The sequence below is a fragment of the Campylobacter concisus genome (genome assembly GCF_050447485.1).
GTDB classification, from domain to species: Bacteria; Campylobacterota; Campylobacteria; order Campylobacterales; family Campylobacteraceae; genus Campylobacter_A; species Campylobacter_A concisus_BQ.
Window position 1 is genome coordinate 1,513,932 of sequence record NZ_JALMFY010000001.1, and the last position, 21,490, is coordinate 1,535,421.

The following is a 21,490-nucleotide window of genomic DNA, read 5'->3' on the forward strand; positions in this document are numbered from 1 at the left end:
AAAATAAATTAAAAGTCAATTTTGCTTTTTAATGATGCCATTTAAAAATAGCTCAACACACAAGGCAACGTGCTCTTCACGCTCCTTTTTGCTTAGTTTTGGCTCCTCATCTAATATGAGGGCGTTGTAGTAATGTGACCCCTTTACATTTTCTATAAAACATTTTGCAGCAAATTTGGCTGGAAATTTTGGATTAAGCTGGGCTTTTATCTCATCTCTTTCAAAGAAATTTATAAGCACAAGGTCGATCTTATTTAAAATTTGATCTAAAAATATCCTGCCAAGCTTGCCACCATTTTTAGAGCTCTCGCTTATCATAGTTCTGCTAAGCAAGACGCTTTTTTTGGTGCAGACGATGGAGAAGATAATGGTTGCAAATTTGGTTAAAAACTCCTCTAAACTATGAGAAATTTTAAGATCTATCTTCTCATCGATCTCTTTTATAAAGTCATCTATCTCTTGCTCGATGATCGCCTTAAAAAGCCCCTCTTTGTTCTCGAAAAATGTGTAAATGCTAGCAAGCGAGCCGCCACTTATCGCCACGATATCGCTAAGGCTTGTCTTTTCGTAGCCATTTTTTAAAAATAGATCAAGCGCTGTTTTTACGATGAGTTCGTATCGTTTTTTGCCTTTTTCTGAGATCGCCATTTTACTTCCCGCTAAATTTTTGCCATTTTATCATCTTTTAGGATAGATAAAGGTGCTGGCTCTTTGCACGCTGATAGTTGGCTCGTCAGTGGCGTAAGCTTTTATATTTATATGTTTTAAAAGATCTTTTTCGCTCGTGTTTTCATTTTTTGATTTTAGTGTTACGATGACCTTTTGTTTTGCACCAGCTTTTAGCGTAAAAGGCCTATTTGGACGCGAAATTTCTATACTTTTATCATCTATCTCAAAGAAAAATGTATGCTCTTTATTTTGGGTGTTTTGCACCAAAAAGACGTAAGAATTTTCAACTTCACCTTGATCTAAAACCTTGTAAAGTTCGCTAGTTCTATTTATATTTAAAAGCATGCTCTCTTTTTTACCACTCATCAGCACAGCAGCTACTAAGACAACGCATAAAATGACAAGATAAGCAACCGTTCTAAATCTAAAAATTTTCACTTTTTTATTTTCATTTTGAGAATTTATACTTCTCCACTCTATAAGTGAGCTCTCGTTAAAGTGCCCCATCACTTTAGCGCACGCGTCGCTACATTCAAGGCAGTTTATGCACTCAAGCTGCATGCCCTTTCTTATATCTATATGCGTTGGGCATATCCTCACGCAGGCCTCGCACCCAGTGCAAAGTGCGCCATCTTCTTTTGGCTTTTTAAATTTCTCCCGGCCCTCATATATGGTGCCGCCTCTATTTTGGTTGTAGATAACTTGTATCGTGTCGCTATCAAACATAACTGACTGCACCCTCGCATACGGGCAGACATAGACGCAGAAATTCTCTTTTAAAATGACCACGTCATAGACTAGCCAAGCGGCTATGCCAAGCCAAAATGCAAGTAAAATTTTATGTTCGCTTGGATCACTTATATAGGCTAAAAACTCAAATGGCGGCACAAAAAACCACATGAAATTTGCAGCTATGATAAGAGCCAAAACAGACCAAATTCCAACAGCTAAAGCACGTTTTAAAATTTGACCTTGTGGCTCATTTTGTTTGTTTTGGATATTTTTTCTGATTTTTAAAATTTTAGTCTGCAAAAGGTCACGAAAGAGCGTTCTAAAAATGGTCTGCGGACAGCTCCAACCGCACCAGACACGCCCCGCAAGCGTCGTTAGGAAAAATATAGTCAAAAACAAAGTGATAAACAAAAACGGCATCAAATATAGCTCTTGCATATCAAATTTTGTAAAAAATAGATCAACCCTGCTCTTATCAAAGCTCAGCAAAAATAGCTGCGCGTCATTTATCCTGATAAATGGCAAAATAAATACAAATAACGTGATACAGGCAAAAAAAATGTAACGCCTCTTGACGTAGTTAAAGCGAATGTCCTTTGACATGGTGAGCCTTTTTTGAAATTTTAAGATTATAAATTTTAGGTTATTAAAAAAGTATTAAATATTTTAAATTTACCTAAAAGCTTAAATTTATGAAAGTTAAACTATACTCACGGCTTATTTTAATCTGAAAGGTGGTGAGGACGTTGCCTGGTATTAAGGTACATCCTAACGAGTCATTTGACGAGGGTTACAGAAAGTTTAAAAAACAAACTGACCGTAACTTAGTCGTTACTGAAGCGAGAGCTAGACGCTTCTTTGAGCCTAAAACTGAGATCCGCAAGAAACAAAAAATTGCAGCTCGCAAGAAAATGCTTAAACGTCTTTATATGCTTAGACGCTACGAGTCAAGACTCTAAAACCAATACAAAGGGAGCTTTGCTCTCTTTGTTTAACTCTTCTTTTAGCCTTATTTTTTTATAATCAAAGCAATTTTTTTATTTTATTTTAAACGGAAATCCGATGCAAAAGCTAGCTGTAAATGAAGCTGCAGAAATTTTAGGCATAACAAAAGAAGCAGTCTATAATAGAATCCGCCGAGGCTCGTTGAAAACAGTCATTGAAAATGGCACTAAATTTGTCATCCTTGACGAGGAGCCAAGTAGCGAAAAACCCGCAAAAACCGCTTCAAAAAGCACAAAAACTAAATCCCAAAACGACGAGTTTGTAAGCTATTTGCTAAATGAGCTAAATGAGCTTAAGAGTTTAAATTTAAACTTGCAAGCCGACAAAGATAGGCTTTTTAAAGAAAAAGAGCAGATGCTCATCGAGCGCAAAAATGAAATTTTGCAAATTTACAAGGATAGAGACGAGAAGCTCATGCAGTTTCTAAACGCCATGCAAAGGCCACTTTTAGCACCTAAAAATGAAAGTGCCACAAGCGAAGTGGCGATAGATGCGCAGATAGAGGATGAGTCAAAATGGATAAATTTAAGCGAATATCTAAAGGAGTTAAATTTAAAACCAAAGGCAACGAAAAAAATCAGTGAAAAGATAATAAAAGCGATACATCACTCCAAATTTATCAAATTTAAACACGGCGTGATACTTGTTAGAAGACATAAAAATTTAAAAGAGTTGATAGGAGAGATATGAAACACATCAAAAAAATAGCAACTTATGCTGCGGTTGGGGGATTTGGTGCCATTATCATGGCTGGACTTGCAGGTTGTGGGAGCGACGATGGCGGCAATGAAAACGCACTAAACGAAGTTGCACAAAAAAACGGTGCCTTTGTCATCATCGAAGAGAGCGCACCTGGCGTTTATAAAATTTTAGAAGAGTATCCAAGCACTGAAACTAGGGTCGTGCTAAAAGATATAAACGGCACTGAGCGCGTGCTAAGCAAAGATGAGATCGATAAACTTCTAGCTCAAGCAAACGCAAAGATCGACAATAACACTTCAAATTTGACAAAAACGAGCGACGCACAGCTAAGTAGCGGCGGGCTAAGCCTTGGCGAGACGATCCTTGCCTCAGCAGCTGGCGCGATACTTGGTAGCTGGATAGGCAGTAAGCTTTTTGGCAACCAAAATTTCCAAGCAAATCGCCAAAGCACATATAAAAATCCAAGTGCCTACACAAGAAGCGTCGATAGCTTTAACAAGCAAAAAGCGGCAAATTCTGCTGCAAGAAGCAGTGGCGGTAAGAGTGGATTTTTTGGTGGTGGCTCAAAGTCAAGCTCTAGCTCATCAAGCTTTGGAGGCTGAAAATGGTAAATTTAAGAAAAATCACCCCATTAAATAACGAATTTATGGAGAAAATCGGCTTTGCATGGCATACAGATAACGATAACAGCTCATATATCGCTGATGAGATCGTGCAAGTAAGCGAAAAAGAGGCAAATGCCTACTACGAGGCGGCAAACGAGCTATATGATATGTATGTAAATGCCGCTCAGCACGTGATCGACAACAACCTTTTTCACGAGATAGGCATACCATTTAACCTTGTTGATATCATCAAAAATAGCTGGGAAAATGACGTTCATTGGCACCTTTACGGCAGATTTGACCTAGCGGGTGGGCTTGATGGCAAGCCTATAAAGCTTATTGAGTTTAACGCCGATACGCCAACGGCAGTCTTTGAGACCGCGATCATCCAGTGGGCGATGCTAAAGCTAAATCACATGGACGAAGCAGCCCAGTTTAACGACCTTTACGAGTCGCTAAAGCAAAATTTCAAACGCCTTATCACGCTTGGCGACGAGGATGCCGACTTTGACGAGCTTTACGAGGGCTGGGGGATACTATTTAGCAGCATCGCAGGCAGTATCGAGGACGAGCAGACCGTAAAACTACTGCAATACATCGCAAAAGAGGCTGGTTTTAAAACAGACTTTGCCTACGTCGATGAGGTCGTTTTTGACGATAATGAGGGCATTTTTAAAAATGATGAAAATTTCGAGTACTGGTTTAAGCTTGTCCCTTGGGAGAGCATAGCGATCGATGAGGGCGAGCTGGCACTCATACTCTCAAACATCATCAAAAACCAAAAAGCTATCATCATAAATCCAGCCTACACGCTGCTTTTCCAAAGCAAAGGGATTTTAAAAATCCTTTGGGATCTATATCCTAATCACCCACTTTTGCTTGAAACCTCAAACGAGCCGCTAAAAGGCAACAAATATGTGAAAAAGCCGGTATTTGGCAGAGAGGGTGCAAACGTCTCGATACACGATGAAAACGGCGCACAAATAGCATGTAATGACGGCGAATACGACTCAAACAAAGCCATTTATCAAGAATTTTACGAGTTTAATCAAGATGAGAGAGGCGAGAGCTACCAAGCTGGCGTATTTTACGCTTATGAAGCGTGCGCTCTTGGATATAGAAAGGGCGGCAAAATTTTAGATAACTACTCTAAATTTGTAGGACATTTCATTAAGGACTAAGGATGAAGATCGTTTGTTTAGACGCGGCCACGCTTGGTGAAAACGTTGATCTTAGTGTTTTTAAGAAATTTGGCGAGTTTGTCAGCTACCAAAAAACCAAAAGCGATGAGGTCGTGCCACGTCTAAAGGGCGTTGATATCGTCATCACAAACAAGGTCGTCATCGACAAAGCCGTGATGGACGCGACAAATTTAAAGCTTATCTGTATAAGCGCAACTGGGATGAATAACGTAGATCTTGAGCATGCAAAAGCTAAAAATATAGCTGTAAAAAACGTCGCTGGCTATTCAACCGCAAGCGTCGTGCAGCATACATTTGCCTTGCTTTTTGAGCTAACAAATCGCATAAAATTTTATGATGAGTATGTAAAAAACGGCGAGTGGGTGAAGAGTGAAATTTTCACCTATCTTGGCGCAGATATCAGCGAGATCGCTGGCAAAGAATTTGGCATCATCGGACTTGGCGAGATAGGACGCGGCGTGGCAGCAGTGGCACGTGCATTTGGCGCAAAGGTAAGCTACTACTCGACAAGTGGAGCAAATAAAAATAGCGAATTTAAGCAAAAAAGCTTAGACGAGCTACTAAGAAGCAGTGACATCATCAGCATCCACGCACCACTAAATGAAAAGACTAGAAATTTACTAGGTATAAACGAGATAAATTTGCTAAAAGATGATGCGATAGTGCTAAATTTAGGACGCGGCGGCATAGTGGATGAAGCGGCAATGGCAAGGGCGATAGATGAGAGAAGCCTGCGTTTTGGCACCGACGTTTTGGAGCGTGAGCCAATGAGCGAAAATAGCCCATTTTTAAAGGTAAAAAATAGAGCAAATTTAGTGAACACCCCGCACGTGGCATGGGGCAGTTTGGAGGCCAGAAAACGGCTAATCTCACTGATAGTTAAAAATATAGAAGAATTTATAAAAGGATAGAAAATGGCAACCGAACATAGCTTTGATATAAGCGCTGAGGTCGATATGATGGAGGTTAAAAACGCTCTTGAAACGGCTAAAAAGGAGATCGCTGCGAGATATGACTTTAAGGGGCTTGCGGCCGAAGTTGAGCTAAACGAAAAAGAGAAATTTATCACGCTTCTTAGCTCAAGTGATAACAAGATCGACGCGCTAAAAGATATAGTGATCTCAAAGCTCATCAAGCGCAACATCCCACCAGTTGCGATCACAGAGACAAAAAGAGAGTCAGCGAGCGGTGGAAATTTAAAGGCTACGCTAAAGCTAAACGACACGCTTGACGGCGAAAACTCAAAAAAGATAACCAAAGCGATCAAAGACTCAAAGATCAAGGTGAGCGCACAGATCAGGGGCGAAGAGATCAGGGTAACAAGCAAAAGCATAGACGATCTGCAGGAGTGTATAAAGCTGGTTAGGGGGTTGAACTTGGAGCTCCCAATTAGCTTTAAAAACCTAAAATAACTGCTTCTCGTGAGCGCCTTTAAATGAGCTAGAAAAATTCTCACTCCGCAGGCTAAGTGCCTAGCGCACGCTTGATTTTTTGTCGCAATATTTAAGTCCATCTCACGATATTTTTGTTTAAATTTGGTAAGTTGGCAGGCTAAATTTTTGAAATCGCCTCGCCTAGTTTTGCGAAATAGCCACTAAATTTTTCATTTAAAATTTAGCTATTTAGCCTAAATTTGGCAGTTTTTTTGCAATTTTACACTTAAATTTATTTCACTAAGGATAAAAAATGAGTTTTTTTAAGAAAATTTTTGGCAAGCAAGTAGATCTTGGCGAGCAAATGCCGATCTATTTTGTAAGTAGCGACGAAGACTACATGCAGCGCGCATTTGAGCAGGCTCGTGAGAGCTTTAGATATTTTTGGCGTGAGCTTTACTGGGAGCGCCGCAGGATCGTGCCCGGGCTTGACTATGCGATGGTAAAAATTTGCTTTATTGACACCATAAACGGTGAAGAAGTTGGCGAGCACATGTGGGTAAATGACGTTGAATTTGACGGCGAAACGATATATGGCACGCTTGTAAATGAGCCTGATAGCGTGCAAAACGTGAAAGTAGGCGACCAAATAAGTGCCAAAATAGAAGAGATGAGCGACTGGCTCTTTGCCATAGGTGGGCGCGCATACGGTGGATTTAGCGTGCAGGCGATGCGCTCACGCATGCAAAAAGATGAGCTAGCCGAGCATGACGCGGCTTGGGGGCTTGATTTTGGCGATTATAACGATATTTTGGTAGTCTATGAGCAAAAAGAGCACCCAGAAAATTTGATCGAGCATCCGATGAGCAAAAATATGACTGAGCAGTTTGAAAACTACGCAAAAGAGTACCCAAGCGTAGCCACAGACGCTGATGAGTTTGGATATACACAGCTTCACCACGAGGCGATCGCTGGAAATTTAAACCTTGTAAATCTCTTGCTAAAATATGGCGCTGATAAAAATGCCCGCACAAAAAGTGGCAAAACAGCAGCTGATTTTGCTGAGAATTTGGGCTGGGAGCACATAGCAAAGGTGCTTAAATAGCAAGTTTTTATAAATTTTTAGGATTTAAATTTGAGTTATCAAAATATTTTAATTATAAAGGAAAACTTATGAATCAAAAAAATAATCAAGAGTCAGTAAACAGTGTAAAAAACGAATGTGTCAATGAAGAAGTTACTAAAGATAAAAATCTTTTAGATACTCTTTTAAGATTTTATCCATTAATACTATCTAGCATTAGTTTGGTTGGCATGATTTTTTATTTTATATATTTTGGCTTTGAGATTGGCAATTTTCCGAGTCTAGATGGATCGGAGGTTATTTATATAGGTATATTATTTTTTGCCATATCAACGATAATTTTTTTAATTATGGCTTCACCTATTTTTTTATATCCAAGTTATCATAATAAAAAGAAACCATATTCTTTAATATATATAGTATATGTATATAGTATGTATATTACATTGGTTATTATCGCTGGGTACTTTTTTTGTCAAAAAAATTATCTCTTCGGTGTTATATCAATAATAGTTCTTCTTGCTATATGTTTTTTTTATTTTTACGGAATAAAACAAATATATGATAGTGGCGATTTCAAGTATTTGGTATTCGCCGTATTAATTGTAGGAATATGTTATTCTCCTGTGTTATTTACAAGTCAAGTAGCAAGTTGGTTTGAAATAAGTAATGTTAATTACAAATACTTAGTAATTGAGAAAAGTGCTTTGGGGGCTATTTCGGATAAAATTCATCAAAATGGCAAAAATATCGGTAAGTGTAAAACTTATTACGAAGAAGATAAAGTAAGTGGAACTATAAAACTTTACGACATTAAAGCCTTATCAACTCTTGGTAAATTTTATTATTTAGAAGCAATTGGTTGTGAAAATAATGAGAAAATAAGATTTGAACTTGACGCAAGTAAAATCATCTCAAGAAAAAAATAAGAAAGGTAAATTTGAGTTATCAAGACATTTTAAGTGAAAAATATGAGAGCGTAAAAGAGGCTAGTAAATTTATAAATTTTATTAAGGCTAGTTTCTTAAACTCTCATATCATAGGCAGCAAACAAGGTAGGCTAATAGCACTTTTAGAAAGCGAACACGAGCTTTATTTGAAGCTAAATAGGACAAATTACGTTGAAATTTCAAAGGAGTTAAAGGAGCTAAAAGAGCGAATTTGCTTCGTGATCTTAGACATAAAAGATGAGATCGCAAAGGATTTTCGTGAAAATAATTACGAAATCTATAACGATATAAAGCAAAAAGATGAAGAGCATCTTAAAAATCTCAAAAATGAATTGCTAAATAACACTTATTTTGAGAACAGACTTAGTGAATATTCGGCTAATTTAAAGACAAACTTTATCAAAGAGTGTATTTCTTTTTTCTTTAAACATTCAAATTTCATAGTACCTATTATCAGTGTGATTTGCTACTTTGTATATTTCGGCTTTGAAATCGGATATTTTCCAAGTCTAGATAGCTCAGAAATGATATTTACTGGTATTTTACTATTTTGTGCGACTGCTCTTGTTACAGCTTTTGAGATATTAGTCCTTGTTTTTGTCTCATTTTTGTACCAAAGCGATGATAAAAAATACAAATTTAAAAAGCCAAATTTTCTATTTTTTTATAACTCAACCTTTGTTTATCTTTTAACAGTCATCTCGTCTATTATTTTAGGTATTGTTGATGGTAAACTATCTATTAGCATACAAACTACTATATCGCTACTTGTATCATCGTACGTTGGCATAAATTTAACAATTTTCTTTAAAGATAGAGCAAATTTTATTATTGGACTTTTATTGACTCTTATGATTTTACTTTTTTTTATTTCAATAATTATTTTAAAGAATGGTGAATCCTTTACTCTTTGGATACTATTTTGTTCATTTATGCTTTCATTTATGCTTGGTATCGGCAATATTAGAGAAACAAAAGACTTTACTGTTATTTTTTATATTACACTCACATTAATGATCGTTTCAAACTCGCTTTTGTTTATAAAATACACAGCAAAAACCTTTAACATAGGCGACGTGGATTATAAATTTTTGCTTGTGGATAAAAGTGCGCTAAATGCCCTGCCAAAGTCACTTTGTGATGCAAAAAGCAAAGAGCAAATGCCTTGTGAGATAGATGAGAAAGCAGTTAAAATTTATGGTATAAAATCACTTTGCAATATCGGTAAATTTTACTATCTTCAGACAAGAGATGGAGTGAAATTTGAGCTTGACTCAAGCAAGGTCATATCAAGGGCTAAAGAAAAGTAGGCTAAGCATAAATTTATAGAGCAAAAGCGAGCTAGATATGTAAAAATCGCAGGTTTGCAAAAATGAAAAATTTAAAAATGATTGCATTTTTTACTCAAAATTTACGTTACTACAAGGCTAAATTTATTAAAATTTGGCTATCCTAATGGACTAAATTAAAACTAACTTATTTAAGGCGATTAATTATGATTTTTAAAAATATTATTGAGAGTTTTGCTGTAAATTACGCTCATAATTCTATACAAAAATCGCTATATAACGAATTTAACATAGACATTTTAAACACGACTTACACCAAAACTCCAAAAAAAGACAAAAAGTACATGCTCTACGCTCACGTGCCGTTTTGTCACACATTTTGCCCGTATTGCTCGTTTCATAAGTACCACTACGAGCAGGAGCTTGCGAAAATTTACTTTGAAAATTTACGCGAGGAGATGAGGCAGATAAAAGAGGCTGGCTTTGACTTTTCATCGCTTTATGTGGGTGGTGGCACGACGCTTATAAATGAGCCAGAGCTTGAAAAAACGCTAAAACTCGCAAAAGATCTCTTTAGCATCGAAGATGTATCAGCCGAGAGCGACCCAAATCACATCTCGCCAGAGAGCCTGAGCCGTTTTGACGGCCTCATCGACCGCTTAAGCGTAGGCGTGCAAAGCTTTGATAACGAGACGCTAAAAAGAGTTGGCAGATATGATAAATTTGGCTCGGCCGAGGAGACAAAAAGAAAGATAGAGCAGGCTCTTGGCAAGATCCCAGTTATCAGCCTTGATCTCATCTTTAACCTACCAAATCAAACAAAAGAGCAGATAATAAACGACGTAAATGTCGCAAAATCAATCTCTCCGCAGCAAATAACATTTTATCCGCTTATGAAATCAGAGCTAACAAGAGAGAACATCGCTCGCGCACTTGGCGTCTCAAACGTTGATAATGAGCGAGAATTTTACGAGATCATTGTGAGTGAATTTGCTAAAGGCGGCTATAGACAAAGCAACGCATGGGCGTTTTCAAATGAAAAAAGCGCAGACCTTCGCGACGAATATGTAGGCTCAAATTTAGAGTACGTGGGCGTTGGTAGCGGGGCATTTAGCTTTCTTGACGGCGAGCTCGTGATAAATGCCTTTAACCTACTTGACTACGGCAGAAAGGTCAAAGCAAGACAAGGCCCAGTCATCGCAAAATGCGCATTTAGCAAAAAAGAGAGACTAAAATATACATTTTTAACAAGGCTTTTTGATGGCGCCGTGGATATCAAAACCTACAACGAGCAAAACAACGCAAACATCAACAAAGACCTATTTGTCGAGCTTAGCTTGCTAAAACTTGTAAATGCGATCTACGAAGAAAATGGCGTTATCAAGCCAACATTTTTTGGCAAATATATCTGCGTCGTGCTCATGCGTGACTTCTACGCTGGCATGGATAAGGTGCGCGCGATATTTAAAGATGACGCGAAGATCAAACGCAGCAAGGTGCTTCGCATCATGAGTGAAAATACCGAGCAAAAATTTGATCAAAACATCATTCAGCCACGCGCTGCGATGTAATGCTTGCAAATTTAATAAAAAGCAATCTTTTTTCAATAATCAAAATAGTGATCCTGACGCTTGCCTTTAGCGGGCTTGGCGTCTGGACGCTCTCTTTTATCAACAACGAACTTGTAAATTTAAAAGAATTTGACGCCTTTGTGGCGGTTAAATTTATTGTTGTTTTGCTCCTCTTTTTTCTAAGCGCCATCGCTGCAAACATCTCGCTCACAAATTTTGGGCATAAATTTATCTATGAGCTTAGATATCAAAGCGTAAAGCAAATTTTAGACACGCCAAATAGCGTGATAAACGAGATCGGCAAGGCAAAGATCATAGCTAGTCTAAACAACGACATAAAAACGATCACATTTGCCTTTATGAGCGCTACTGGCTTCATACAAAGCCTAGTTTTTATCGTTTGTGCGAGCTTTTATCTAGCTTACATCGCGCCAAAAGTTTTTATATTTCTAGCCGTTTGGATCGGTGCGACGCTTTTTATAAACACGCTTTTGATGAAAAAGATCCACTTTTACTTTAAAGACTCAAGGACGCAAGATGACGCGCTGCAAAGACACTACGACGACATCGTCGAAGGGCATAGAGAGCTTAGTCTAAACAGAGCAAGAGCGCAAATTTGCTTTGATGAGCTAAATTTGACAGGCGATAAGAAGCGTCAAAGCATGGTAAAAGCCGATATATTTCACGCATTAAGCGATAATTTTACCAATGTAATGCTCCTTGGCGCAGTCGGACTTTGCGTATTTTTGTGCGTGGCATTTGGCTGGGCGAGCCTGCAAACGGCGCTTAGCATAAGCCTAACGATACTATTTTTAAGAGGCTCATTTATGAGTATGGTTGGCTCCATACCAGCCGCACTTAGCGCAAAAGTGAGCTTAGAAAAGATAATGAACTTAAATTTAAATGATTTCAAAGAGGGCTTTAAATTTGATGATAGCCTAAGCGATGAGTGGCAAAGTATCAGGCTAAAAGATATAAATTTTAGCTACGAGCAGGGCAAATTTAGCCTAAAAGGGGTAAATTTAGAGATCAAACGCGGCGAGATAACATTTATCATCGGTAAAAATGGCAGCGGCAAAAGCACGCTTATAAATATTCTCTGCGGCCTTCTTCGCCCAAGTAGCGGCGAAATTTACCTTGATAGCACAAAGATAGATGAGGCAAATTTACAAAGCTATCAGGCAAAGATAAGCGCAATATTTGCTGATTTTTATCTATTTTCGCAAACACTCTCTCGTGATGGCTTTGCCAGCCAAAGCGATATAGAGGAGCTCTTGGCCATGCTTGAGATCGATAAAAAAGTAAGTGTCGTTGATAATAAACTTAGCACCACGCAGCTTTCAACCGGTCAGAGAAAGCGCCTAAGCCTGCTAATAGCCATCTTAGAGCACCGCTCTATCCTTATACTTGATGAGTGGGCAGCCGATCAAGACCCGCTATTTAAGCGTAAATTTTACAAAGAAATTTTGCCATTTTTGCAAAGCAAGGGCATAAGCGTCATAGCCGTGAGCCACGATGATAGCTACTTTGACGTGGCGACTAGGATCATTTTAGTAAAAGATGGTTTTGTGCGCGAGCTTGATGAAGCAGAGCGCATAAGTGCCGCAAAAGACGCCGTGGAAAAGATAAAATAAGAGTATTTTTTACACAAAAAGAGATTTACATCGCTACTCTTGAGCTATTTCAAGGTCAAATAAATTTAAATTTAGTAGAATTTTGAAAATTTCATAAAGGCAGAGGCATGTCACACTCAGAGCTTGACAGCACCTATCTTGGCGCTTTTATCATACTTTTGTTAGCTACTTGTTCATTTAGTCTGATAACATTTTTATCCTCAAAGATAAGCAAAAAGCTAGCCAACCGCAACACCGAGCGCTTAAAAGTTGGCTTTTACGAGTGCGGACCGACCACGGTAAAACAGCCAAATAAGATAAATATCCACTACTTTTTTTATGGAATTTTATTTATTTTATTTGACGTTGAGGTCATCTTTATGTATCCGTGGGCGGTGGATTTTAGGCTGCTTGGGCTATTTGGGCTCATTGAGATGCTACTTTTTGTGGCGATACTGCTAGTCGGCTTTGCCTACGCTTGGCAAAAAGGAGTCTTTAAATGGCAAAGCATCAGATAAACTACGCTGCAAATGGCGGCCTGCCAGTAGTTTTGACAACCGTTGATAAGCTCGTGCAGTGGGGCAGGAGCAACTCGCTATGGGCGCTTAGCTATGGGCTTGCATGCTGTGCGATCGAGATGATGGCAAGCGGGGCGAGCAGATATGACTTTGATAGATTTGGCACTATATTTCGCGCTAGTCCAAGGCACTCGGAGGTGATGATCATAGCTGGCACGCTAACTAAAAAGCACGCTGAATTTACAAGGCGTCTTTATGATCAGATGCCTGAGCCAAAGTGGGTCATCTCGATGGGTAGCTGCGCAAATACTGGGGGCATGTTTAATACCTACTCGACCGTTCAAGGCGTAGATCGCATAATACCTGTTGATATCTACATCCCAGGCTGTGCCCCGCGCCCAGAGACGCTTCAGTACGCACTTATGATGCTTCAAAAAAAGATAAGAAAACAAAGTGCATTTAGGGCGCAAAAGCCAAGAAAGCTAGATATATGAGAGAGTATAAGCCAAAAAACGACTTGCAAAAAAAGCAGTACTACAGCGAGAAATTTTATATAGCTAAGCAGACGCCAAAGGATGAGGCGGTAGGCTCTAAATTTGACGAAGAGCTGGCTGTTTTAGAGCAAAGCGGAGTGGAAATTTTATCTAGCTACGTGGAGTTTGATCAGCTTGTAATTTATGTAAATTCTAGTGAAAATTTTAAAGCGCTTGAAGCGTTAAAGGGCTTTGGCTACGAGCAGCTTTGCGAGCTTGCGGCGGTTGATCTTATAGCAAAAAGGGGCGGATATGAGGTCTTTTATCAGCTTCTTAGCATCAGTAAAAACAGGCGTGCACGTTTAAAGTGCTTTGTTAAAAAAGAGGAAATGCTAAAAAGCGTTTGCGAGCTTTATAAAAGCGCAAACTGGGCGGAGCGAGAGATGTATGATCTAAGTGGCGTTCTCATCAAAGATCATCCAAATTTAAAGCGCCTAATAATGCCTGATGACTGGCACTCGCACCCGCTACTAAAGAGCTATCCGTTAGTTGGCGACGAGGCGGCGAAATGGTACGAAGTGGATAAAATTTTTGGAAGCGAGTTTAGAGAGCAGATCGGCGAAGAGAACCGCGATCCAGCCTTTATCGATGAGAAAGATACCTTTGGATTTTCACGTGTGTTTGATGAAAATGAAGACTACGAGTATCAAGAAGAAGGCGGCGTGAGATTTGTCAAAAAGGCTAAATTTAACGAGAGCCAGATAGTAAAGGAAAGACCTTGAGCCAGGCACCAAACCGCTTAAAACCATTTTTTGAAAATTTAGAATTTGAGCAAAATGACGGCAAGATGATACTAAATTTTGGCCCGCAGCACCCAAGCGCACACGGACAGCTAAAACTCGTGCTTGAGCTTGATGGCGAAAAGGTCGTGCGCGCTATGCCAGAGGTTGGCTTTATGCACCGAGGCGTTGAAAAGATGGCTGAAAATATGACCTATCAGGAATTTATCCCAGTGACTGATAGGGTGGATTACATAGCATCGAGCGCTAATAACTACGCATTTTGCGCGGCTGTGGAGAAGCTTTGCGCCATAGAAGTGCCTCGCCGTGCGCAGATCATTAGAGTGATGCTTTTGGAGCTAAACCGCATCAGCTCGCACCTTTTATTTTTAGCCACACACGCACTTGACGTGGGGGCTATGAGCGTCTTTTTATACGCATTTAGAGAGCGCGAATACGTCCTTGATCTCATAGAAAAGTACTGCGGCGCAAGACTAACTCACAGCTCGATAAGGATCGGTGGTGTGCCACTTGATCTGCCTGATGGCTGGTGCGAGGAGCTGCTTAAATTTTGTGAGAAATTTCCAAGCGACATCACGCTTTATGAAGACCTGCTAAGTGAAAATAGAATTTGGCAAGCAAGGCTTGTTTATGTGGGTGTAGTTAGCAAAGAGCTAGCCCTTAGTAGCGGCTGCTCTGGCGTCATGCTAAGAGCAAGCGGGGTGGCACGTGATATCAGAAAAGAAGAGCCATATCTCATATACGACGAGCTAGAATTTGATGTGCCTTATGCCACCAAGGGCGACTGCTACGCAAGATACCTACTTTATATGAAAGAGATGCGCGAGTGCGTGAAAATTTTAAAACAGTGCGTTAGCAAGTATCAGACCAGCAGCCCTGCCATCATCGCCGACGCGCCAGAGTACGTAAGCGCTTCAAAAGAGCAGATAATGAGCCAAAACTACTCACTTATGCAGCATTTTGTGCTGATAACTCAGGGGCTAAAGCCACCAAAGGGCGAAATTTACTTTGCTAGTGAGTCACCAAAGGGCGAGCTTGGAATTTATATAAACTCAGACGGTAGCGCAAGCCCATACCGCCTTAAAATTCGCACGCCAAGCTTTTGGCACTGCGCTATTTATGAAGATCTGCTAGTTGGGCAGTATGTGGCAGACGTGGCTGCGATAATAGGCAGCACAAATATCATCTTAGGCGAGGTTGATAGATGAGAAGGGTCGATCTTAGACATCTAAAGGGCGAGTTTTTGAGCACTCTTGGGCAGCAGATAAAGGCGAGCGAGCCAGACGAAGTGGTGATATTTTTGTTTGAGATAGGAGATTACAGCGGTGTTGAGAAAGCTGTAAATTTGGCTTATAACCTAAACTGCGAGGTGATGAACTCGCTTAAATTTAACCAAGTTGATTGGGCATTAACGATAAAAAAGGGCAAGATATGAAATTTAATGATCTAATAGCAGGCAAGAGCCTAAGTATCGCAAATTTACTAAGTTTGAGCGACGAAAATTTAGCAAAAAAGATAAAAGAGCACGAGTTTAAATACATCTCATGCTTTGAAGATAACGAGCTTGGTGGCGAAAATTTGATCCGCTGCGAGATAGGATCAATAAGCTACGTCTTAGCGCTTCTTTGCAAGTATGCAAATTTGGTGCAAAATGAGTTTTTCGACGAGCTTGATGATGGGCTCATAAGCGGCGAGTGCAACGTGGGCGAGGAGGAGTTTGAGGAGCTTGGCGAGTGGATAAAGGACGTTAAAAACGTGATCATCGATGACTCGCTCTTTACTCATCCAGATAAAGATGCGATCTTTTGGCTGCTTGAAATTTTAGGTAAAAATGTCGTCTTAGCAGGTGGCAATGTCAAAGAATTTGCAAGCGTCAAAGAAGTAAGCGAGCTAAGAGAGCTTGAAAATTTTGACGGAGCGGTCGTTTATCTAAACAAAAACGCAAGCGATGAGATCGTTGGTGGCGTGCAGTTTGGCATCGTGGCAAAGGCAAAGGATGGCGAAACCTTAAATTTAAAGGCAAAAGACTTTAGCGTGAGTGCTAAATTTAGGCTTGATCCAGCGCTAAAAGGCACGGTTGCCGTTCTTGGTGCAAAAGAGTTTGATGGATATGCATTTAAACAAGTAGTAGTTAGCAAATGAAAATCACCATAAACGATCAAATTTTAGAGGCAAACGAGGGCGAGAGCATCCTAAACATCGCAAGGGCAAATGGCATCTACATCCCTGCGCTTTGCTACCTTAGTGGCTGTTCGCCAACGCTTGCTTGCAGGCTTTGCATGGTCGAAGCAAACGGCAAAGTGGTCTATAGCTGCAATGCCAAAGCCAAAGAGGATATGCAAATTTACACAAATACGCCAGAGATCGCTGCTGAGCGAAATGCGATCATGCAGACTTACTGCGTCAATCACCCCCTTCAATGTGGCGTTTGCGACAAAAGCGGCGAGTGCGAATTGCAAAATTTAACAACGCATTTAAATGTAAATGAGCAAAGCTTTGCCATTACAGACACGCACAAACCGCACAAAAAATGGGGGCTCATAAACTACGATCCAGCCCTTTGCGTGGTCTGTGAGAGATGCGTTACGGTTTGTAAAGATAAGATCGGCGAGAGCGCACTAAAAACGGTGCCAAGGGGCGTTGAAGTGTCAAAAGAGCTAAAAGATAGCATGCCAAAAGATGCCTACGCCGTATTTAGCAAGATGCAAAAGAGCCTAATTGGCCCAAGCGCTGGCGAAAATTTGGACTGCTCGTTTTGCGGTGAGTGCATCAGCGTCTGCCCTGTTGGAGCGCTTGTTAGCTCAAATTTTCAGTATAGCTCAAACGTCTGGGAGCTAAGCCGTGTCCCAGCGGCAAATCCGCACCAAAGCGACTGCGAGCTCATATATTACGACATAAAAGAAAAGAGCACTAGCGACAGAAGCAAGCAAATTTACCGCGTTAGCAACGACTTTCACTTTGGCGAGATAAGTGGCGCTGCTAGGTTTGCCTACGACTTTCACAACGAAAAAGCAGGCAAAAATGAGACGAAATTTAACGAGCTCATCTCAAATTTCAAAAACGGCAACATAAAAAATATAAAATTTAATAGCTTCATAACAAACGAGGAGGCGCTTATTTTGGAGCGCTTGAGAGAAAAATTTGACCTAAATTTACTAAACGATGAGGCTTTTAAATTTCAAAATTTCTTAAATATTTTTAGCGAATTTAGCGGTCTTAGCTCATATAACGCAGACTATGAGAGCCTAAAAAATAGCGACTTTATCATCACAGCCGGTAGCTTCTTGCGCCACGAGAGCCCAGTAACGAGCTATAAGCTAAATAACGCCCTTAAGATGAATAAAGCTAGTGGAATTTACTTTCATCACATCGCTGATGAGGTGGTGAAGAAATTTTCAAAGAATTTCGCCTGTGTGAGCTATGAGGCTGGGGATTTGGAGCAAATTTTACTCTTTGTGCTTAAAAACTGGGGTGAGAATTTACCAGTAGCACTTCAGGCTAGACTTGAAAAATTTGAAGAGAGCTTTGGCTTAGAAGTGGCAACTCTTAGCGAGGGTAAGGCTAAATTTACGCTCATTTTAGGTAGCGACTTTTACGCTCATGAAAATGCAAATTTACTTGCCGCTCTTACTGGAGTGATCGCAAGAGCTACGCCGTTTCGTGTGATGCTCATACCACCTCGAACGAATTCGCTTGGCGTGGCTAAAATTTGCACGCTTTCATGCGAAAAAAAGCCTGGCAAGACGCTAGGATACAATGAAATGGGCGAGTTTAAATTTAGCATTTTTGAGGGCGATCTTGACGCTGGTGCGCTAAATCAGCAAGAGGGCACATTTACAAGCATAAATAACGAAGTAGTACCGACAAATGCGGCTTTGGCTCATAATGGCTACTTCTTAAACGATATCGCAAATGCGCTTGGGCTAGTGGCTAAAAATACGATTGATTACACAGCGCAGCTACCAAAAGAGAAGGGCTATAGGGGCGTTAAATTTGATGATTTAGAAAATTTTTACGCAAATGATGGCACAAGCCACAGAGGCTACAGGCTTGAAATTTCAAATTTCGCTCCAAAAGAGGACATAGAGCCATTTTTTAAAGAGAAAAATGAGTTAAATTTAAAAGAAGACGAAGCACTAATAAGCCTTGCAAATCCTATAAATTTGCCTTCATTTTTTGCAAACTATGCTAGCCAGACAGCTAAACGCGCGAAACTTTACGCAAGTAGTGAGTTTATGGCTAAATTTGAAATTTCACAAAATGAAGCGGTCATTTTAGAAAAAAATGGGCAAAAGCTTGCCATTTGCGTGGAGCTTGATAGCGAGCTAGGAGGCGTGGCGGCCTATCTTGGCGACTACGATGATAAGCTTGATGTAAGCGCCATTTTTGAGGGCAAGAGTTTTGCTAGCGTAAAAATAATAAAGGCAGAGAATGAGTGAAATGCTATTTTTTGTGATAACAACTATTGTTAAAGCAGTCGTCATCTTGGCCGTCATGGCTAGCCTAGCAGGACTTGCGACTTATGCTGAGAGAAAGGTGCTAGCCTACATGCAGCGCCGCGTGGGACCTGATATGGTGGGACCTGCTGGCGTGCTTCAGATCGTGGCTGACATGATAAAGCTCTTTACAAAAGAGGATATCGTCCCAGCAAATGCAAATAAATTTATATTTCTAATAGCCCCTCTAATCTCTGCTATCGCGGCATTTGCAGCGCTTGCGCCTGTGCCATTTTTGCCTGAGTTTGAGGTTTTTGGACATACGATTAGACCGATACTTGCAGATATAAACGTGGGCGTTTTATATATCGCTGGCGTGGCAGCAGTTTGCGTCTTTTCGCCACTTGCAGCAGGTCTTGCAAGCTACAATAAATTTGCACTAATCAGCGCCGCTCGCGCAGTCGTGGCGCTTCTTAGCTTCGAAGTGGTCGCTGGCATGGCACTTTTAAGCGTTGTCATGGTGACTAGCTCGCTCTCGTTAGTTGATATAAACAACTACCAAAAAGGCATCTTTAACTGGCTCATCTTCAAGCAGCCCCTTGCCTTCGTGCTTTTTGTAATGGCAAGCTTTGTGGAGTGCAACAGAACGCCATTTTGCCTAACAGAAAACGAGACTGAGATCGTGGCAGGCTACGGCACTGAGTATAGTGGCATGAGATGGGCGATGTTTTTTATCGGCGAATACACCAACATGATCGCAGCAAGTATCATCATCACGCTTTTGTTTTTGGGCGGTTTTAACGAGTTTTTATTTATCCCAGGTGCTTTGATGATCATTTTAAAATCAAGCCTAGTCTTTTTCTTTTTTCTTTGGACGAGGGCGTCGTGGCCGCATCTAAGGGTTGATCAGCTTAGCATGCTTTGCTGGAAAATTTTGCTTCCGCTTGGCATCTTAAATGTCGTAATCACCGGCTTTGCACTACTTATCTAAGGCGTAAAATGAGCGAGAAAAGATATATTTTGATAGACGAAAAGATAGAGCCAAAAGGGGCATTTGATAAATTTAAGCACTTCATCGCCGCTACTTTTAAGCTTGATCTTTTGGTGGGGCTAAAGATCACGCTAAAGCAGATGCTCTTTAGCAAGTCGCACACTCTAAAATACCCTATGCAAAAGATGGAGCTAAACGCCAGATATAGGGGGATTCATAGGCTTTTAAAATTTGTTGAAAGCGAAAATGAGCGCTGCATAGGCTGTGGATTATGCGAGAAAATTTGTGTTAGCAACTGCATCTCGATGAAAACTTCTCTTGGCGAAGATGGCCGCAAAAAGGTCGCAAGCTACACGATAAATTTAAGCAGGTGCGTATATTGCGGATTTTGCGCTGATGTCTGCCCTGAGCTTGCTATCGTCTGTGGGCAAGAGTACGAGGTCGCAAGTGAAAACAAAATCCTCTTTGGCACAAAGGCTGAGTTTTTAACAGATGATAAATTTTTAAAAGATCAAGCCGAGTTTGAGGGCTATGGCGCTCTACCTAAAAATGCTAGTAGCCTAGTGAAAAAGACGCCAAATGCGCTTACAAATGAAGATAAGGCAGAAGTGATGGATATAAATTTAAAAGGGTCAAGCGATGTATGAGAGCTTTGCATTTTATCTTTTTAGCGCCCTTATATTAGTTAGTTTTTCTTTTAGCGTGCTTTGCAAGAACGCCCTAAACGCAGTCTCTGCGCTAGCTGCTGGCATGGTTTTTATCTCAGCTATATTTTTCTTGCTTGGGGCTGAGTTTTTAGGTGTGGTGCAAATCGTCGTCTATACAGGCGCGGTGGTCGTTTTATACGCATTTGCGATGATGTTTTTTGACACCAGCAAGGAGTGCGAGCCAAAAAGTGGCAAAAAAGCAAAGATCATCGTCTATCTTTTAAGTAGCTTCATAGCGCTTCTTTTGATATTTATCTTTTTAGCACCGATCTATAGCGCTAAGCAAGAGGTGGTAAATTCTACCCTAGCTAGTCTTGGCAACATCGAAGCGGTTGGAATTTTGCTCTTTAGCAAGTATCTGCTAGCCTTTGAGATGTGCGCTATCATGCTACTTGTGGCGATGGTAGCTGGCATCATCTTGATACACAAAGACATGAATGCGCAAAGCAGCCTTGAGGAGATGCTATGATAGGACTTACTCACTATCTCATCCTAGCAAGCCTAGTCTTTGTCATAGGGCTAGTTGGCATAATGAGAAGAAGAAATTTGATAATGCTCTTTTTCTCAAGCGAAATTTTACTAAACTCAGCAAACATCGCGCTTGCAGCTATCTCGAAATACTACTTTGATCTAACTGGGCAGATCATCGCATTTTTTATAGTAGCCATCGCTGCCAGCGAGGTCGCTGTGGGGCTTGGACTGCTCGTGCTTTGGTATAAAAAGACTGGCAGCATCAGTTTAGATTCGATGACAAATATGAAAGGCTAAGA

General features: G+C 40.4%; 24 protein-coding genes. 22 read left to right on the forward strand and 2 right to left on the reverse strand.

What is annotated here, in order from left to right:
* Window positions 1-15: 15 nt before the first annotated feature.
* Both MTT29_RS07655 and ccoG read right to left on the reverse strand, forming a co-directional pair.
* Complete coding sequence (locus MTT29_RS07655; protein WP_429800246.1) at window positions 16-648, reverse strand: TetR/AcrR family transcriptional regulator; 633 nt, start codon at window positions 646-648, stop codon at window positions 16-18.
* A gap of 30 nt (window positions 649-678) precedes the next feature.
* Complete coding sequence (gene ccoG, locus MTT29_RS07660; RefSeq protein WP_429800247.1) at window positions 679-2,004, reverse strand: cytochrome c oxidase accessory protein CcoG; 1,326 nt, start codon at window positions 2,002-2,004, stop codon at window positions 679-681.
* 143 nt (window positions 2,005-2,147) lie between these two features.
* On the opposite strand from ccoG, the gene rpsU reads away from it, so the two are divergent.
* The 22 genes from rpsU to nuoK all read left to right on the forward strand — a co-directional run bounded on the left by rpsU (window position 2,148) and on the right by nuoK (window position 21,488).
* Window positions 2,148-2,360, forward strand: a complete 213-nt coding sequence (rpsU, locus tag MTT29_RS07665) for a 30S ribosomal protein S21 (RefSeq protein ID WP_009294994.1) — start codon at window positions 2,148-2,150, stop codon at window positions 2,358-2,360.
* A 103-nt stretch (window positions 2,361-2,463) separates the two neighbouring features.
* On the forward strand, window positions 2,464-3,096 hold the full coding sequence (locus MTT29_RS07670) for a DNA-binding protein (protein WP_429800248.1): 633 nt from the start codon (window positions 2,464-2,466) through the stop codon (window positions 3,094-3,096).
* Window positions 3,093-3,710, forward strand: coding sequence for a UPF0323 family lipoprotein (locus tag MTT29_RS07675; protein WP_429800249.1), 618 nt, complete (start codon window positions 3,093-3,095; stop codon window positions 3,708-3,710). Before MTT29_RS07670 ends, MTT29_RS07675 begins: the two co-directional genes overlap by 4 nt.
* A gap of 2 nt (window positions 3,711-3,712) precedes the next feature.
* Window positions 3,713-4,894: a glutathionylspermidine synthase family protein gene (locus MTT29_RS07680; protein ID WP_429800250.1), complete on the forward strand. Its 1,182-nt coding sequence runs from the start codon at window positions 3,713-3,715 to the stop codon at window positions 4,892-4,894.
* Window positions 4,895-4,896: 2 nt separating this feature from the next.
* Window positions 4,897-5,826 (forward strand): D-2-hydroxyacid dehydrogenase, encoded by a 930-nt coding sequence (locus MTT29_RS07685; RefSeq protein WP_429800251.1) that lies wholly within the window; start codon window positions 4,897-4,899, stop codon window positions 5,824-5,826.
* A 3-nt stretch (window positions 5,827-5,829) separates the two neighbouring features.
* Window positions 5,830-6,327 (forward strand): YajQ family cyclic di-GMP-binding protein, encoded by a 498-nt coding sequence (locus MTT29_RS07690; RefSeq protein WP_085657913.1) that lies wholly within the window; start codon window positions 5,830-5,832, stop codon window positions 6,325-6,327.
* A gap of 274 nt (window positions 6,328-6,601) precedes the next feature.
* Window positions 6,602-7,393, forward strand: a complete 792-nt coding sequence (locus tag MTT29_RS07695; RefSeq protein ID WP_429800252.1) for a DUF2314 domain-containing protein — start codon at window positions 6,602-6,604, stop codon at window positions 7,391-7,393.
* Window positions 7,394-7,461: 68 nt separating this feature from the next.
* On the forward strand, window positions 7,462-8,301 hold the full coding sequence (locus MTT29_RS07700; RefSeq protein WP_429800253.1) for a hypothetical protein: 840 nt from the start codon (window positions 7,462-7,464) through the stop codon (window positions 8,299-8,301).
* An 11-nt stretch (window positions 8,302-8,312) separates the two neighbouring features.
* The gene (locus tag MTT29_RS07705) at window positions 8,313-9,632 is read left to right on the forward strand and encodes a hypothetical protein (RefSeq protein ID WP_429800254.1); all 1,320 of its coding nucleotides are present in this window, start codon (window positions 8,313-8,315) and stop codon (window positions 9,630-9,632) included.
* 185 nt (window positions 9,633-9,817) lie between these two features.
* Window positions 9,818-11,182, forward strand: a complete 1,365-nt coding sequence (locus MTT29_RS07710) for a coproporphyrinogen III oxidase family protein (protein WP_429800255.1) — start codon at window positions 9,818-9,820, stop codon at window positions 11,180-11,182.
* The gene (locus tag MTT29_RS07715) at window positions 11,182-12,816 is read left to right on the forward strand and encodes a multidrug ABC transporter permease/ATP-binding protein (protein ID WP_429800256.1); all 1,635 of its coding nucleotides are present in this window, start codon (window positions 11,182-11,184) and stop codon (window positions 12,814-12,816) included. Before MTT29_RS07710 ends, MTT29_RS07715 begins: the two co-directional genes overlap by 1 nt.
* Window positions 12,817-12,923: 107 nt before the next feature.
* Window positions 12,924-13,313, forward strand: coding sequence for an NAD(P)H-quinone oxidoreductase subunit 3 (locus MTT29_RS07720; protein ID WP_103607306.1), 390 nt, complete (start codon window positions 12,924-12,926; stop codon window positions 13,311-13,313).
* Window positions 13,295-13,807 carry a NuoB/complex I 20 kDa subunit family protein gene (locus MTT29_RS07725; RefSeq protein ID WP_021083979.1) on the forward strand — a complete coding sequence of 171 codons (513 nt, stop codon included), beginning with the start codon at window positions 13,295-13,297 and terminating at the stop codon, window positions 13,805-13,807. The genes MTT29_RS07720 and MTT29_RS07725 overlap by 19 nt, the downstream gene beginning before the upstream one ends.
* On the forward strand, window positions 13,804-14,568 hold the full coding sequence (locus MTT29_RS07730; protein ID WP_429800257.1) for an NADH-quinone oxidoreductase subunit C: 765 nt from the start codon (window positions 13,804-13,806) through the stop codon (window positions 14,566-14,568). Before MTT29_RS07725 ends, MTT29_RS07730 begins: the two co-directional genes overlap by 4 nt.
* Window positions 14,565-15,794 (forward strand): NADH dehydrogenase (quinone) subunit D, encoded by a 1,230-nt coding sequence (gene nuoD, locus MTT29_RS07735; protein WP_429800258.1) that lies wholly within the window; start codon window positions 14,565-14,567, stop codon window positions 15,792-15,794. The genes MTT29_RS07730 and nuoD overlap by 4 nt, the downstream gene beginning before the upstream one ends.
* Window positions 15,791-16,021 (forward strand): NADH-ubiquinone oxidoreductase subunit E family protein, encoded by a 231-nt coding sequence (locus MTT29_RS07740; RefSeq protein WP_107805423.1) that lies wholly within the window; start codon window positions 15,791-15,793, stop codon window positions 16,019-16,021. Before nuoD ends, MTT29_RS07740 begins: the two co-directional genes overlap by 4 nt.
* Window positions 16,018-16,728, forward strand: coding sequence for a hypothetical protein (locus MTT29_RS07745; RefSeq protein ID WP_429800259.1), 711 nt, complete (start codon window positions 16,018-16,020; stop codon window positions 16,726-16,728). Before MTT29_RS07740 ends, MTT29_RS07745 begins: the two co-directional genes overlap by 4 nt.
* On the forward strand, window positions 16,725-19,025 hold the full coding sequence (locus MTT29_RS07750; protein ID WP_429800260.1) for an NADH-quinone oxidoreductase subunit G: 2,301 nt from the start codon (window positions 16,725-16,727) through the stop codon (window positions 19,023-19,025). The genes MTT29_RS07745 and MTT29_RS07750 overlap by 4 nt, the downstream gene beginning before the upstream one ends.
* On the forward strand, window positions 19,018-20,013 hold the full coding sequence (gene nuoH, locus MTT29_RS07755) for an NADH-quinone oxidoreductase subunit NuoH (RefSeq protein WP_004318044.1): 996 nt from the start codon (window positions 19,018-19,020) through the stop codon (window positions 20,011-20,013). The genes MTT29_RS07750 and nuoH overlap by 8 nt, the downstream gene beginning before the upstream one ends.
* An 8-nt stretch (window positions 20,014-20,021) precedes the next feature.
* Window positions 20,022-20,660 carry an NADH-quinone oxidoreductase subunit NuoI gene (gene nuoI, locus MTT29_RS07760; protein WP_148789904.1) on the forward strand — a complete coding sequence of 213 codons (639 nt, stop codon included), beginning with the start codon at window positions 20,022-20,024 and terminating at the stop codon, window positions 20,658-20,660.
* Window positions 20,653-21,189, forward strand: coding sequence for an NADH-quinone oxidoreductase subunit J (locus tag MTT29_RS07765; protein WP_107796827.1), 537 nt, complete (start codon window positions 20,653-20,655; stop codon window positions 21,187-21,189). The genes nuoI and MTT29_RS07765 overlap by 8 nt, the downstream gene beginning before the upstream one ends.
* Entirely contained in the window at window positions 21,186-21,488 is a 303-nt protein-coding gene (nuoK, locus tag MTT29_RS07770; RefSeq protein WP_004317991.1) for an NADH-quinone oxidoreductase subunit NuoK, read from the forward strand. Before MTT29_RS07765 ends, nuoK begins: the two co-directional genes overlap by 4 nt.
* Window positions 21,489-21,490: the final 2 nt, after the last annotated feature.